The organism is Pseudomonas sp. NPDC085632 (genome assembly GCF_044541255.1).
Classification (GTDB): domain Bacteria; phylum Pseudomonadota; class Gammaproteobacteria; order Pseudomonadales; family Pseudomonadaceae; genus Aquipseudomonas.
In genome coordinates this window covers 124,181-140,956 of sequence record NZ_JBITSX010000006.1, presented here as the reverse complement: position 1 = coordinate 140,956, position 16,776 = coordinate 124,181, and the positions used below count along the sequence as shown (strand labels likewise).

At 59.2% G+C, this 16,776-nt stretch carries 3 protein-coding genes and 1 pseudogene; all 4 read right to left on the bottom strand.

Annotated elements, in window-relative coordinates; all coding sequences use genetic code 11:
* Positions 1 to 15: 15 nt before the first annotated feature.
* Positions 16 to 1,761, bottom strand: a complete 1,746-nt coding sequence (locus tag ACIF4X_RS07700) for a hypothetical protein (protein WP_397481634.1) — start codon at positions 1,759 to 1,761, stop codon at positions 16 to 18.
* A gap of 260 nt (positions 1,762 to 2,021) precedes the next feature.
* Positions 2,022 to 2,238 (bottom strand): annotated as a pseudogene (locus tag ACIF4X_RS07695) (alpha/beta hydrolase); the annotation flags it as partial.
* Between the two features lie 371 nt (positions 2,239 to 2,609).
* On the bottom strand, positions 2,610 to 3,434 hold the full coding sequence (locus tag ACIF4X_RS07690) for an alpha/beta fold hydrolase (protein WP_397481633.1): 825 nt from the start codon (positions 3,432 to 3,434) through the stop codon (positions 2,610 to 2,612).
* Positions 3,435 to 3,662: 228 nt separating this feature from the next.
* Complete coding sequence (locus tag ACIF4X_RS07685) at positions 3,663 to 16,661, bottom strand: non-ribosomal peptide synthetase (RefSeq protein ID WP_397481632.1); 12,999 nt, start codon at positions 16,659 to 16,661, stop codon at positions 3,663 to 3,665.
* Positions 16,662 to 16,776: the final 115 nt, after the last annotated feature.

Below are 16,776 nucleotides of genomic sequence, written 5' to 3'. Positions count from 1 at the left end.
TAGCTCAGCTATTCGTTAAATTGATCTCTTCAGAAAATCGAACTCGTAGTCTTTTCGGATCAAACCCACTACGAATGTTCCTAACCAAATAAAAAAAGCAGGAACTAAAGCAAAAACTGCATACCGCGAATTATCCAATCGTTCCCACCTTGTCTTATTCAGCCTAGACTGCTCTTCATACAATGTATCCGCCACTCCGAAAAATCTGAACTTACCATCATCAGCAACTACCCCTTTTAGGCTTCCTTCGGAGACAGTATAAAATCGAAGCGCATTAGTTTTATATGGCTCCCCATCCATCACAAGATCAAAGTCCCCCTTCAATTGCAAATAGGAGAGTTCACCATCTACGCTATTTTTTTGGATATCTTCAAATTTTACTCCTTCGCGCGTTAACCACCCACTATCCAGACCACTGAAAACAACCTCATTATTCTTTGATTTAAAAAAATAATCCGAAGGCCTCTCTGGGGCCACTGCCACCAAAATATTGAGCACCATACTGTCTTTCAAAAAATAACCATTATTTTTTGAGAGGTTTGAAATCCCTAACCCCCGACACGCCGACTTCCCTGACAATGTTGATAAATCCGCGGCAGAAAAATCAAATCGATACTCCTTTCCATTTATCTCCAACAAAATCTCGCGATCAACCAAATTCCTAATTGCTTCCGAAGAAGAATTCAGCAAAGAGAACGAGAGAAGAATAGAGTAATCAGAACTTGGCGCACCAAAAAAGACTTTCGACCCCGCCAGCATATAACGCATCATATCAACCTTCTTCCCCCCCTCTTCAACTTTGAGGGCGAACGCCTTTTTACCTAGAGTCACAGAATCAACCCTCAGTGATGCAGATGGCGCCACCATAAACGCTGCCGAAGCCGCGGCTGTACTTAAATTAAAGCTTCCAAGATCAGAAATCGCAATAAAGGAGTTAGCTATTTTTTTAATCCCATCAATATCGTCAGACTCGCAACCAGAAAAAAAATATATCCGAGCTTTAAGCTTACCCAACTCTTTGTCTTTCTTTAAGCTTAGCAAAAACGGGCTTGCCTCTCCAACCCATTTTAACCCACCACCAACATACTGATTATAATTAAGCACCCCAAAAGATTCAGCCTCACTTCCTACAGAACTTTTCTTAGGAGAAGATTCATAAATACCTTCAAGCGGCGCTTTGGCTATTATTTCAATCTTCGTAGGCACAGGACTATAAAACAACATTATCAAATAATAAAAAAATACAAGTAAAAGCATTCCAGCTACAACCGGGACAATTAAAGCAATAAAATAATGAAGAAACCAGTGAGCAGATGTATGTTTCAATACTGAGTCCAACACCCACAAAACACAAAGCATCAAACTTAGCAGTACGACCGCACCGACCACATTGGATAACAGGTTAACAAATATCGTCTCGACTGCAAGAACTCCGGCGATCGCCTCCGCTATCACATCTGCGACCGACAGCACCACGAAGAAGGAAACAACCATTCTAATTGACAGCAATCGAGCGCGGCTTTCTACAAAAGAAAAAAATATAATCACGAAAGCCATGCTTAAAAAAACCCAGTGAACGCCCCCTTTCATCCAACTATATAAACTGTTAAATTTAACAAAATCATCTTGATACGCGGTCGAATAAATAGTCGATCCAGAACTATTTAATATGGCAACAGAATGCTGCTGTAGAATCCCCCCAAGACTTAACACCATCGAAAGCCCTAGAACAAGAGAAGCGATAGCGAAAAATGCCGCCATCGACCTCTCCAGTTTAAAGTATGGAAAGAAGTAAATTTTGAAATAAACAGAGAATCTTCTAATTGTTTGCATGATCATAGTTTCAGTATCACAGAGCCATCACAGAGCCATCACAGCGACGGAGTGTACACGACAGACCATTGGCATGCCGCAAGCGACACAACCTTGTTATTTTTCAGCCATAAATTTTCTCAACGTGGCAATGACGAACCTTGGATTCTCCAGATTGGAGATATGCCCCCCTCTCAGGCACCAACCCCAAAAGCAACTGACTGAGAATCGATCCTTTGGTGGAAGAAAATCGGCACGACGATATCCAGAAGCTCGGAGATTTCCCGGTTTCTTCAACTTGCTTAACCAGTGAGTAATACCGCTGATCGGTGGTTGCGGTTTGACGTCGAGGTGGGTATCCATCGGCATTAGACCGTTGATCCGCTGTGGGGCCGACAATTCCAAACGTGCCCCCATACCGCCGACGACGGTACTTCATCGATTGCAGTTGATCGAGCGAGGCCTGCGGTTGGTGGGTGATGTCGCGCCCAAAAGATATGGAGACTTACGGCGTCTTACTCACAATGCCGTAATGACTGCCTGCCGGTCTCCTGTTTGGAATATGTTCTACGAGGCCAACTTGGCAAGACGTCCGGCCAAAACTCAAGCCTTGATTATCCTCGCCTGCAAGAGTTACCGAGTGGCATCGCTCTGATGAAAAACCAGCGCGAATACCACCTGCATGTGAGGATGCATGGCTTTCCTGAAACATAGAATCTCCCACAGAGATTTGTGATGTACACAGAATTTGTTATGACTTCAATCACTGTGGGAGCGAGCTTGCTCGCGAAGAACGATTACGCGGTATGCCGGTTGCGCTCGCTGAGGAAGGTAAACAACACCTCCGTGACAAACTCGGGATTCTCCAGATTGGAGATATGCCCCGCCTGCGGCACCAGTACCCACGGGCAACCGATCAACTCGGCCATTTCCTTTGTTTCCGACGGTGGTCGCGGCTTGTCCTGATCGCCGCACAGGACCAGCGTGGTCGCCGCATTCAACTCGCCCAGACGTGGCAACAAATCATCGCGACCAAAGGTGATACGCCCCATCGGCACGATACTTTCGCGCAGTCGATGAGACGAATACGCTGCCAGTTTTGCACGGAAATCCTGATACAACGCCGACTGTGGATCGATTCCCGGGCGGAAGAAGATCGGCACCACGATATCGAGCAGTTGTTCGGAAATTTCGCCGGTGTCTTCTATCTGCTTGAATAGCGAGAAGTAGTACTGACGAGTCGGCTCAGGCTCGACACCAACATACGTGTCCATCAGCACCAGACCGTTGAGCCGTTGCGGTGCCGACAACGCCAGGCGCACGCCCCACATGCCGCCAACCGACAGCCCGACGAGGGTGACCTGATCGATGTCCAGATGATCGAGCAAGGCCTGCGCCTGACGGGCGATGTCGTCCAGTGATGTCGTGCCTTCGGGTAACCGCCCCGACTCGCCATGGCCCCACAGATCCAGTGCAATCACCCGATAATGCGGCGATAACGCGGCAATCTGCGGCGCCCACATGGCGTGGTCCCACAGATAACTGCCGGCGAGCAACACCGCCGGACCAGTGCCTTGATCAATGTAATGCAGCGCTTGTCCGTCAACCGTGAAAAAAGGCATCGACCACCCCCGCGACAAAAAAGAGAACCGGCAGACTGAGCTGCCGGTTGCTGATCGTCAATCGGGCAAATGTCTAAAATGTTCCTGTTGAATGTGTTGAATGCACTGACGCCATCGCTGGCAAGCCAGCTCCCACAGGTTCTAGAGTGAACACAAAATTTGTGATCATGTTCGATTACTGTGGGAGCTGGCTTGCCAGCGATGAGGCCGGTACAGACACCGAAAAAACTACAGACCCTCCAGCTCCGCCATCAGATCATTCAACCGATCGACCTTCTCCTCGGTGATATCACTCGCCGCCAATCCATCAATGTACTCGGCCAGCTCCTCCACCGTGCTGCACTCGAACATCGCCCGCAGGGGCACGTCACGTTGCAGGGTTTTCTGCACCCGCGAGGCAATCTGCGTGGCCAGCAACGAATGCCCGCCCAGTTCGAAGAAGTTGTCGCGCACACCCACCTTCTCGACCTTCAGCACCTCGGCCCAAACATCCGCGAGGGTCTGCTCCAGTTCATTGCGCGGGGCCAGATAATCCTGGCTCTGCAACTGGCCGATCTCCAGCGCCGGCAGGGCTTTGCGATCGAGTTTACCGTTGGCATTGAGCGGCAGCTGGTCGAGCCACAACCAGTGCAGCGGCACCATGTATTCCGGCAGTTCGGCGCGCAGGCGCTGTTTGATCCGCTCCAGGCGTTCACTTGGATTCAGCGCGCTATCAGCAGCCACCAGATACCCGACCAGGTGCTTGCCGTTGACGCCTTCCTGTACACCGACCGCGCCATCGCGGACTTCCGGTTGTTCGTGCAGGCGCGCTTCGATCTCACCCAGCTCAATACGGTAACCGCGAATCTTCACTTGATGGTCAACCCGGCCAACGTATTCCAGCACACCGTCGCTGCGGCGCCGCGCCAGGTCACCGGTGCGATACAGACGCTCGCCCGGCGCACCGAACGGGTTCGGCACAAACACCGGCGCGGTACGCAACGGATCGCTGACGTAACCACGACCGACGCCGGTCCCGGCCACACACAACTCACCCACCGCACCCAGCGGCACCAGCTCCAGCGCGCCGTCGACCAAGTACAACAAATTGTTGTCGGTCGGCGTGCCGATCGGCAAGTAACTGCCGCGCGTCGAGGCCATGTCGACACGGAAGAACGCCACGTCATCCGAGCATTCCGCCGGGCCATAAGCGTTGACCAGACCGATGTCCGGGTAACGCAGCAGCCATTGGTGCGCCAGTTCCGGTGGCATCGCTTCACCGGTCGGCAACATCCAGCGCAAGCCATCAAGGCTCAGGCGCTCCGAGGCGAGCATGCCCTGAATCAGCGACGGCACGCTTTCCAGCACGGTGATGCCTTGGGCCTGCACATGCACCAGCAAACCTTGCGGATCGTGGGCGATGGTGTTCGGCACGATGTCCACCCGCGCACCGAACAGCGGTGCGGCAAGGAACTGCCAGACCGAAATATCGAAGCTTTGCGAAGCGGTCTGGGCGATCACGTCGGCATCGCTCAGTTGCAGGTACGGCACCTTGCTCAACTGGTTGTTGAGCATGCCGCGCTGCTCGACCATCACGCCTTTCGGCAGGCCGGTCGAACCCGAGGTGTAGATCACGTAAGCGAGGTTGTCCGGGCCGCTGTAAATGCCCAGGTCCTGCGCCGATGTCGCTGCCGCTTGAATCTCTTCCCACACCAGCAACTTTGGACGATTGGCGCAACTGAATTCATCCAGCAGGGTCTGCGCCTGTTCAACGCACGCCTGAGTGCAGACCAGCACCGGCGTGCGGCTCAGCTCGATGATGCGCTGCAGACGCTGACTCGGCAGGCCCGGATCCAGCGGCAGATAACCCGCGCCGGCCTTGAAGCTGCCAATGATCATGCCGAGCAGATCGAGATTACGTTCGCCAAGCAACGCCACCGGTTGATCCATCTGCACCCCGGCCGCGACCAGTGCATGGCCGAGACGGTTGGCATTCTGGTTCAGCTCGGCGTAGCTCTGTTGCTGATCAAGGCACGTCGCGGCGATGCGCTGCGGATGCGCGGCAACTTGCGCTTCGAACAGCGCAACATAGCTCTGCTCCAGCGGATAATCGTGGGCACTCTGGTTGCAGCCATGCAGCAGGAAGTCCTGCTCTTCGCTGCCCAGCAGCGGCAGATCGGCCATGTCGCCATGGAAGCCATCGACCAGCGCCAGCAGCAGACGTTTGAACTCGCCAAGCATGCGTTCGATGGTTGACTCATTGAAATAACGCTGGTCGTACGACAGGTGCAAACCGAGGTCATCGCCCGGGTAGCACACCGCCGTCAGCGGGAAGTTGGTGTGCGTACGGCCCGAGTCCGAGGTCGCGTTGAGACTCTGCGCGCGATCCAGAACCGAGACTTCCACCGGAGCGTTTTCGAACACGAACAGGCTGTCAAACAGCGGCTGGCCTTTCGGCAATTCACTCTGTTCCTGAATGTTCACCAGCGGCAGATATTCGTACTCGCGCAGCTGCATGTTGCTATCGAGCAGACCGCTCAACCACTGACGCACGCTGCTGCGTTCATCATCGGCCGGCATCTGCACCCGCAGCGCGATGCTGTTGATGAACAGGCCGACAGTGCGCTGCATCTCCGGCATTTCCACCGGACGCCCGGCCACGGTGACGCCGAACAGCACGTCACGATCGCCGCTCATGCGCCGCAGCACCAGCGCCCACGCCGCTTGGGCGAAGGTGTTGATGGTCAGCTGATGGGCCTGCGCCAGTTCCCGCAGACGCGCGCCGTCTTCGACATTGAGGCGGGTGTAGCGGTCGCCGACGATCATGCCACCGCTTTCACCGGCGTGCTCACGCAGAAACGGACGGTCGCTCGGGATCGGTGTGGTGCGCTCGAACCCTTGCAGGTTCTGCTGCCACCACTGCCGCGCTTCGGCGAGGCTCTGACGTTGCAGCCAGCCGATGTAATCGCGATAACGCGGTGGCACGGCGAGTTGCGCTTCACGACCCTCACCCATCGCGGTGTAAATCTCGAAGAAGTCGTTCATCAGCAACGAGCGGCACCAGGCATCGATGAGGATGTGGTGGTTGCTCATCATGAACCAGTAACGCGCCGCGCCGACCTTGATCAGGCGCAGGTGAAACGGCGCCTGATTGAGCAGATCGAAACCGGCCTCGCGCTCGTTTTTCAGCAGCGCTTGCAGCTTCGGCTCCTGCTCGGTTTCGGCGATGGCGCTCCAGTCCAGGTACTCGATCGGCGTGCGACCCGGGGTGTGAATCACTTGCAGCATGTCTTCGCCGACGTTCCAGCAGAACGACGCACGCAACGCTTCGTGGCGGGCGATCACCGCTTGCCATGCCACGGCGAAACGCTCCGGGTCGAGCTCGCTGTTGATGCGGTAGCGATCCTGCATGTAGTACAGACCGGTGCCCGGCTCGAGCAAGGTGTGCAGCAACATGCCTTCCTGCATCGGCGTCAGCGGATAGACATCTTCGATGTGTGCGGCCGGCACCGGCAACGCATCGAGTTGCGCCTGAGTCAGTTTCGCCAGCGGGAAGTCCGACGGTGTCAGGCCACCGGCCTCGTCTTGCAGGCAATGGCTGATCAGGCTTTGCAGCTCGCCGAGATAGGCGTCGGCCAGATCGTTGATGGTTTGCGCGTCATAACGCTCGGCGCTGAAGGTCCAGCGCAACAGCAGTTCACCGCCGTAAACCTGGCTGTCGACGCTCAGTTCGTTCGGCAACGGCGCCTGCGGATCGTGGGCGGCGCCGACCGGCTCATCCAGCGGACGGAACAGCGCGTCACTGCCGAAACTCTGGTCGAACTGGCCGAGGTAGTTGAAGGTGACCGGCGCCTGCGGCAACGCGGCCATGCTGCGCTGACTAAGGTCATCGGCGAGATAACGCAGTACGCCGTAGCCCAGGCCTTTGTGCGGCACCGCACGCAGTTGTTCCTTGATCGCCTTGATCGAAGCGCCCTGCCCGGCGGCCTCTTCGATGTTGTTCGGGGTCAGTCGCAGCGGGTAAGCGCTGGTGAACCAGCCGACAGTGCGGGTCAGATCGATCTCGTCGAACAGGGTTTCGCGACCGTGGCCTTCCAGTTGAATCAGCGCCGACGGTTGCCCGCTCCAGCGGCACAGCACGCGGGCCAACGCCGTCAGCAGCAGGTCGTTGACCTGCGTGCGATAGGCTGCCGGCGCATTTTGCAGCAACTGTTTGGTGTGCTCGGCATCCAGGCGAACGCTGACGGTTTGTGCGTGACGATTCTGCTGGCCGCCCTGTGGGTTTTCGCAAGGCAGATCAGCGTTCGGGCCAGCCAGTTGGGTCTGCCACCAGTCGAGTTCTTCGCGCAGGGATTCGCTGCCAGCGTAGGCCTGCAAACGCGCCGTCCAGTCCTTGAAGGCACTGGTTTTCGCTGGCAGTTTTACTGCTTGTTCGGCGTCGAGTTGGCGATACACGGTTTGCAGATCGTCGAGCAACACGCGCCACGAAACACCGTCGACTACCAAGTGATGGATGGCAATGAACAACCGTTGCTGACCTTGCGGTCCATCGACCATTACGGCTCGCACCAACGGCCCTTGTTCAAGGTCGAGGCTGCGCTGGGCATCGGCGAACAGCGCTTCGCACTGGGCCATCGAGGTCACGCGCACTTGCCACAGTACGGCGGCATCGGACACCGGTTGGTGCGTCGCTTGCCACTGGCCGTCGACCTCGGTGAAACGCAGACGCAAGGCGTCATGCTGCTCGATCACGGCCAGCAACGCCTGCTCCAGACGGTGCGGTTCCAGCGGCACGGTCGGTTCCAGCAACAACGCCTGGTTCCAGTGCTGTCGCTCAGGAATTTCAGTGTCGAAGAACCAGTGCTGAATTGGCGTCAGCGCCGATTCGCCAACCACCAACCCCTGCTCGGCCGTCACTTGTTCGGTGCGGCTGGCCACCGCGGCGAGTGTCTGCACAGTCTGATGCTGGAACAGATCACGCGGGCTGAAATGAATGCCCTGCTGTCGCGCACGGCTGACCACTTGAATCGACAGAATCGAGTCGCCGCCCAATTCAAAGAAGTTGTCGTTGAGGCCGACCTGTTCGACGTTGAGCACCTCGCACCAGATCTGCGCCAGGGTCTGCTCCAGTTCGTTGCTTGGCGCGACGTAGTCCTGACGATTCAACTCAGGATCCGGCGCCGGCAATGCGCGGCGGTCGAGTTTGCCGTTGGCGGTCAGCGGCATGCTCGCCAGCAAAATCAGGTGCGTCGGCACCATGTAATCCGGCAGCTGTACCTTGAGGTGCGCCTTGAGAGCGTCGCGCAGTTCAGCCTGTCTGGCTTCGTTTTGCTCGGCGACTTCAGTGACTAAATAACCAACGAGTTGTTTGCCGCTTGGCGCGTCCAGGGCGAGCACCACGGCTTCGCGAATCGAATCGTGATCGAGCAGGCGCGTTTCGATTTCGCCCAGCTCGATACGGAAACCACGGATCTTCACCTGATGGTCGATTCGCCCAAGGTACTCCACCAAGCCATCGGCACGCTGGCGCACCAGGTCGCCAGTGCGGTACATGCGCCCGCCATCGCTGGCGAACGGGTCCGCGACAAAACGTTCGGCGGTAATGCCCGGACGGTCGTGATAGGCCTGAGCCAGACCGGCACCACCGACGAACAATTCACCGGTCGCGCCTTGCGGCACCAGCGCCAGATCGGCGTCGAGAATGTACGCGACACGCGCCCCGATCATACTGCCGATCGGCACGCTGCCGGCGCCCTCCTCCAGCACCTCCGGTGCCAGACTGGCCATTGGCATGACCACGGTTTCGGTCGGGCCGTAAGCGTTGAAGAACATCGCTGGTTTGAATGCCGCGCGAATCCGTTGCAGGTGTTCACCGGTCAATGCTTCACCGCCGGTGATGATCATCCGCACCGGCAGAATTTCATCTTGCGTCGACAGGAACTGCGCCAACTGGCTGCCGTAGCTCGGGGTGAAACCGAGCACGTTGATTTTATGCGTGCGGATCAAGCCACAGATTTCTTCCGCGTCCCACTGACCTTGTGCACGCAACACGACCTGCGCACCGCTGAGCAGCGGCACCAGCAGACGCTCGGTCGCCGCATCGAAGTTGATCGAATAGAAGTGCAGCTCGCAGTCGTCGGGGCGCATGGCAAACCGCTCGATCACCGCCTGGCAGTGCATGGCGATTTCGCCGTGAGAGACCACCACGCCCTTTGGTTTACCGGTCGAACCCGAGGTGTAAATCAGGTACGCCTGATGCTGCGGCAGGCTGATAAACGGCAGTTCAGTGGCCGGGTAATCAGCAAGTGCCGCGCTGTCCTCTTCCAGGCACCAACGCGCCACACTCGCCGGCAGATCGCCGAGGGCTTTGAACATCGCGCGATCGCTGAGCAGCAGGCCAATGCGGCTGTCTTCGATCATGTAATGCAGACGGTCGAGCGGGTATTCCGGGTCCAGCGGCACGTACGCACCGCCGGCCTTGAGAATCGCCAGCAGGCCAATGACCATTTCCAGCGAACGCTCCAGCGCCAGACCGACGCGCACTTGCGGACCGACACCACGCTCACGCAAGGCCCAGGCCAAGCGATTGGCGCGGGCGTCGAGCTCGGCGTAGCTCAGGGTCTGCCCGGCGAAGGTCAACGCAGGTGCGTCTTTGCGCGCCAGCGCTTGTTCGGCGAACAGGTGATGAATGCACTGATCGAGGCGATGTTCGCCCGGCTCGACGCCGAGGCTGTCGAGCAGGTGCTGTTGCTCCGGAGCGTCGAGCAGCGGCAATTCGCTGAGGCGTTGTTGCGGATCGGCGATCAGCGCTTCCAGCAAGTTGCGCCAATGTCTGGCCATGCGCGCGATAGTCGGCTCATCGAACAGGTCGGTGCTGTAAGTCAGGCAGCAACCGAGGCGATGGTCGAGGTCGGTGACTTCCAGGTTGAGGTCGAACTTGGTCGCCCGCGCATCGTTGGCCAGGTACTCGACTGTCATGCCGGCAAGCATGCGGCTCTGCTGGAATTCCCAGCGCTGCACGTTGCACATCACCTGGAACAACGGGTTGTAAGCGGCGCTGCGCGGCGGCTGCAAGGCTTCAACCAGATGATCGAACGGCAGGTCCTGATGCGACTGCCCTTCGATCACGGTGTGACGCACCTGCTCGAACAACTGACCAACCGACATCATGCCGTCGAGCTGGCAACGCAATACTTGGGTGTTGAGGAACGCACCGATCAGCCCTTCACTTTCCGGACGAATACGGTTGGCCACCGGCGCGCCGATGCGCAGATCGGTCTGGCCGCTGTAGCGGTACAGCAGCGTGGCGAGCGCGGCGGTCATGGTCATGAACAAGGTCAGACCGTTTTGCGCGTTGAACGCACGAACCCGCGCGGCAAGATCGTCGCTCAGATCGAAACGGAACAGCTCGCCCTGATGGCTTTGCACCGGCGGACGCGGGCGATCGCCCGGCAATTCCAGCAGCGGATGTTCACGGCCGAGTTGTGCGGTCCAGTAATCGAGTTGACGCTGACGCTCACCGGATTCCAGCCAGTTGCGCTGCCAGACACTGTAGTCGAGGTACTGCACCGGCAGCGGTTCCAGCGGCGAATCGCGGTCATCGACAAACGCTTCGTACAACGCGCTGAGTTCGCGGGCGAAAATGTCCATCGCCCAGCCTTCGGTAACGATGTGGTGCAGGGTCAGAACGAAGTAATGTTCCTGCTCGGCAGTCTTCACCAGACAAGCACGCAATAGCGGACCGCTTTCCAGATCGAACGGCAGATGCGCCTCTTCGTCGGCGAATTGCTGGACCTTTTGCTCGCGCACATCGGCGGCAAGTTTTGAGAAATCCTTCCAGCCCATGCGCACGCCGGTCTCGGCATGCACCTGCTGACGCGCAACGCCGTCGACACTCGGGAACGTAGTGCGCAGGGTTTCGTGGCGCAGGATCAGCGCTTGCAACGCCGATTCGAAACGCTCGACATGCAGCACGCCACGCAGACGCGCCATGCCGCCAACGTTGTACGCCGGGCTGTCCGGTTCCATCTGCCAGAGGAACCACATGCGCTGTTGCGAGTACGACAACGGCACCGGTTTGCTGCGATCAACCTTGTTGATCGGCGGCTGTTTGTTGGTGCGGCCGCTGGCCTGGATCAGGCGGATCTGCTCGGCAAAATTACCCAGTTCGCTGTGCTCGAACAAGGCACGCAGCGGCAGTTCGACGTCGCAGGCCTGACGGGTGCGCGAGATGATTTGCGTGGCCAGCAGCGAGTGACCGCCGAGGGCGAAGAAGTCGTCGCGCAGACCGATTTGCGTCAGGCCGAGCACTTCGCGCCAGATCGCGGCGATCTGTTGTTCGAGTTCGGTCACCGGCTCGACGTGTTCACGCACCTGCCATTGCGGCTCGGGCAAGGCGCGGCGGTCGAGTTTGCCGCTTGGGCTCAGGGGCATTGCGTCCAGACGCATCAGTTGCGCCGGAACCATGTATTCCGGCAGCTCGGCGGCCAGCGCGGCTTTCATCCGAGTGATTTGCTCGTCTGCGTCTTCGCTGGCATCGGTTGCGGTGAAGTAGCCGATCAATTGCGCGCCGGCAGCGGTTTCACGCACCAGCACCACGGCTTGGGCGACACCGTTCTGGGCGAGCAGACGCGCTTCGATTTCTGCCGGTTCGACGCGGAAACCACGCAGTTTGACTTGCTGATCGAAGCGACCGAGGTATTCGATGACGCCATCAGCGGTCCAGCGTGCACGGTCGCCGGTGCGGTACAAACGCGCGCCCTGCTCGCCCAGCGGATCGACCACAAAACGTTCCGCGGTCAACGATGGGCGACCGAGGTAACCGCGAGCCAGACCAATGCCGCTGATGCACAGCTCACCCGGCACGCCGGCCGGCACGGGATTGAGGTCGGCATCGAGCACGCGGCAAATCACATTGCCCAGCGGACGGCCGATCGGCGAACGTTCGCCATCGGCAGTGGTGCAATGCCAGTGGGTGACGTTGATCGCGGTTTCAGTCGGGCCGTAACGGTTGTGCAGTTGCACCGCTGGCAGTTGTGCGAGGACGCGGTTGCGCAGTTCGGCGGGCAGCGCTTCACCGCCGGAGAACACCCGGCGCAGGCTGGTGCATTCGGCGCTCAGTGGCTCATCGATGAACAGCGAAAGCAGCGGCGGTACGAAGTGCAGCGTGGTCACGCCATATTCCTGAACCAGTTGAGCAATGCGATGCGGATCGCGGTGTTCACCGGGGCCGGCGATCAGCAGACGAGCACCGGTGATCAACGGCCAGAAACACTCCCACACTGACACGTCGAAACTGATCGGTGCCTTTTGCATCAGCACATCGGTTTCATTGAGCGCGTAGGCGTTCTGCATCCATTGCAGACGCTCAACCAGTGCCGCGTGGGTGTTGCCGACGCCTTTCGGCTGGCCGGTGGAACCGGAGGTGTAAATCACGTAGGCGAGGTTGTCGCCGTGCAGGTGCAGACCCGGTGCCTGGCTCGGCCAGTTTTCCAGGTGCAACGCATCCATGGCGATCACGCTGACGCCGTCGCTGGCCGGCAAGCGCTCGAGCAATTCAGTCTGGGTCAGCAGCAATTCGACGCCGCTGTCGCTGAGCATGTACGCCAGTCGATCGGCCGGGTAATCCGGGTCCAGCGGGACATAGGCGCCACCGGCCTTGATGATCGCCAGCAGACCGATCAACAGTTGTGGCGAACGCTCAGCGGCGATAGCCACGCAAACGTCCGGGCCGACGCCTTTGTCGCGCAAATAGTGTGCGAGACGGTTGGCCTGAGCGTGCAGTTCAGCGAAGTCGAGGCTGCCGCCGTCCCACACCAGCGCGGTGCGTTCCGGGGTCTGCCGCACCTGTTCGTTGAGCCGTTCCGGCAACCATTGTTGCGCTGGGGTGCACGGTGCGACGCTCCAGTTTTTTTGCTGGTCGTGTTCGCTGACGGTGAGCAATTGCAGGTCGCCGATGGCCTGTTCCGGACGTTCGCAGACAGTGCGCAACAGGTTGCTGAAGTGCTCGGCCAGGCGCGCAATGGTCGTGGCATCGAACAGTTCGCTGGCGTAGTCGAACGACAGCGTCAGGCGACCGTTACGGTCTTCTTCGCTGTGCAGTTGCAGGTCGAACTTGGCTTCGCGGCTGTGCCACGGCAGCTCTTCGGCGAGCAGACCGGGCAGGCGCTTGAGCGCACTCAGATCACGCTGCTGGTGGTTGAACATGACCTGGAACAAACCTTGTTCGCGGGCCTGCGGGAACGCTTCGAGGAGTTGTTCGAACGGCAGATCCTGATTGGCTTGTGCACCCAGTGCGGCTTCGCGGGTCTGGACCAGCAGCTCAACGAATGACAGGCGCGAATCGATTTCAGCGCGCAGTACTTGGGTGTTGATGAAGAAACCGATCAGGCCTTGAGTGTCCAGGCGCGGACGGTTGGCATTCGGCACGCCGATGCGGATGTCGCGCTGACCGCTGTAGCGATGCAACAGGCTCTGGAATGCCGAGAGCAGCAGCATGAACGGCGTCGATTGCTGCGCCTGCGCTGTGTTGCGGATCGCATCGCTGAGGCTGGCGCCCAGACGCACGGTATGGCGTGCGGCGCTGTGGATTTTTTGAGCCGAACGCGGATGATCAGTGGCCAATTCCAGCGACGGGTGCTCGTCGCCCAACTGCGCTTTCCAGTACGCCAGTTGCCGCTCGCCCTCGCCCTGCACCAGCCATTGGCGCTGCCAGCTGCCGTAGTCGGCGTATTGGGTTGGCAAGGCTGCGAGGTTGGCGGTCGCGCCTTGCGAAGCGGCGGCGTACAGGCGCGAGAATTCGTCGATCAACACGTTCAGCGACCAGCCGTCGGCAATGATGTGGTGCAGGGTCACCAGCAATTGGTGATCTTCGTCGTCGAGACGCACCAGCGTCACCCACAGCAGCGGGCCTTTTTCCAGGTCGAACTGAGTGCGCGCTTCGTCCTCGCGGATTTGCTGGGCGCGGGCCTCGCGTTCAGGCGCAGGCAAGTCGCTGATGTCGATCAGTTGCAGGTTGAATTCGGCGGCGGCCTCGACTTGCTGCAGGGCTACGCCGTCGCGCTCGAAGAAGCGTGTGCGCAGGGATTCGTGGCGCTCGATCATTTGCTGGAAGCTGGCGCGCAAGGCGTCTTCGTCCAGTTCACCGCGCAAACGCAGGGCACCGGGAATGTTGTAGGCGCTGCTCTGCGGATCGAGTTGCCAGGTGATCCACAGACGGTTTTGCGCCAGCGATTGCGGCATCGGCTCGCTGCGCGACAACGCGGTGATTGCACCTTGGGCGCAGCCGCCATCCTGTTGCTGTTGCGCCACGGCAGCGGCGAATGCGGACAACGTTGGCGCTTCGAAGAGCAGGCGCAGGTTCAGCTCAAGGCTGAGTTCTTCGCGTACTCGGGCGATCACTTGCGTGGCGGCAATCGAGTTGCCGCCGAGCAGAAAGAAGTGATCGTCAGCGCTGACCTGTTTGACGTTGAGTTGCTCGGCCCAGATATTGCCGATCAAGGTTTCGAGTTCCGAAGCGCTGGCTGTCGCGTCCTGAGTGTCGGACGTGGTCGACGGAAACACCGCGTAGCTGTCGAGGCTGCCATCGGCCAGCCGATTGCGGCACGCCGAGCGCTGCAACTTGCCGCTGGAAGTTTTCGGCAAGGCGCCAGGATTGAGCAGCACCACCACGCTCGGCGCTTCCTGACAAGCCTCGGCCACGGCTTGGCGAATGGCTTTGATCAACGCTTCCGGCGGCAGGATTTTCTGCACGCTGCGGCTGATTTCCGCAGCGATACCGATGCCCTCTTCACCGCCCTGAGTGACGGCGAACGCAGCGACACGGCCCTTGCGCACGACCTCCACTTCGTTCTCGACGGTCTTCTCAATGTCTTGCGGATACAGGTTGTGGCCGCGCACGATCAGCATGTCTTTCAAACGGCCAGTGATGAACAGTTCACCGCTTCGGGTAAAACCGAGGTCGCCGGTGCGCAGCCAGGTGCGGCCCGCGTGCTGGACGAAGGTCTTGGCGCTGGCTTCAGGGTTGCGCCAGTAGCCTAGGGCGATGCTCGGGCCGGCGGCCCAGACTTCACCGATGGCATTGTCGGCCAGTTCTTCCAGCGAGCTCGGCTCGACGATCAGCACAGCGTGCTCCGGCTGACTGATGCCGCAGCTCATGATCGGGCTGCCATCGCCCGCCTCGGCGCGGTTTTGCGCCAAGGCTTGATCGTCCACACGCAGAGCCGGAATGCCGGTGCCACGAGGTGTGCCGGCGACGAACAGCGTGGCCTCGGCCAGACCGTACGAAGCCATGAAACTGTCTTCGCTGAACCCACACGTCACGAACTTCTCGGCGAAGCGCTCCAGCGTGTCGAGGCGAATCGGCTCGGAGCCGGAATAGGCCACGCGCCAGCGGCTCAGGTCGAGGCGTTCAAGTGCCGATTCGCTGACCCGTTCGCTGCACAGGCGATAGGCGAAATCAGGCCCGCCGCTGATGGTGCCGCCGTATTCGCTGATCGCTTCCAGCCAGCGCAATGGCCGACCGAGGAAGTAGGCCGGTGACATCAGGATGCACGGCACACCGCTGAAAATCGGCTGCAGCAGACCGCCGATCAAACCCATGTCGTGGTACAGCGGCAACCAGCTGACGATCACGTCGTCCGGGTTCACATCGATACCGAAACCGTGACGAATCAACAGCTCGTTGGCAACCAGATTGCCGTGGCTGACCTGCACGCCTTTGGGCAACGCGGTGGAGCCGGAGGTGTATTGCAGGAAAGCGATATGGTCTTGCGACAGATTAGGTTCAACCCAGTTTTCAGCCAGCGTTCGGTCGAGGGTATCGACACACAACAGCGGCGGCGCGCCTTCGATCTGCTGCAAGGCGTCGCGCAGATCGGCGCTGGTCAACAGCAGGCGCGGTTCGGCGTCGGCAATGATCGACAGCAAACGCTCCTGATGATGACGACGCGCGGACTCCGGCGGATAGGCCGGCACCGCGATCACACCGGCGTACAGGCAACCAAAAAACGCCGCGACGTAATCCGGGCCACTTGGGAACAGCAGCACCGCGCGATCCCCCAATGCAGCCTCGGCTTGCAGCGCGGCAGCAATGGTGCGCGCGCGTTCATCCAGCTCGCGATAACTGAGTACCACAGCCTGCTCTTCGTTTTCAGCGAGAAAACGCAAGGCCAGTTGATCCGGCGTCAGGGCCGCGCGGCGCTGGAGGGCTTGGACCAGGGTGCTGGGGAGTTCGAACGCGTCGGTCATGAGGTTTCCTGCCTGAATTCGGCTTGCTAATGGAATCGGGTTGCTGCGTCACGCCCTGCGAAGGGCCTGCTGGGCGCGGTCTGTGCCGACCGCGCAAGGCGCTGGAATGCTGTCT

Coding starts and splice junctions, on each gene's coding strand:
- ACIF4X_RS07690 (WP_397481633.1), bottom strand. CDS start 3,434: ATGCCTTTTTTCACGGTTGACGGACAAGCGCTGCATTACATTGATCAA.
- ACIF4X_RS07700 (WP_397481634.1), bottom strand. CDS start 1,761: ATGGCGGCATTTTTCGCTATCGCTTCTCTTGTTCTAGGGCTTTCGATG.
- ACIF4X_RS07685 (WP_397481632.1), bottom strand. CDS start 16,661: ATGACCGACGCGTTCGAACTCCCCAGCACCCTGGTCCAAGCCCTCCAG.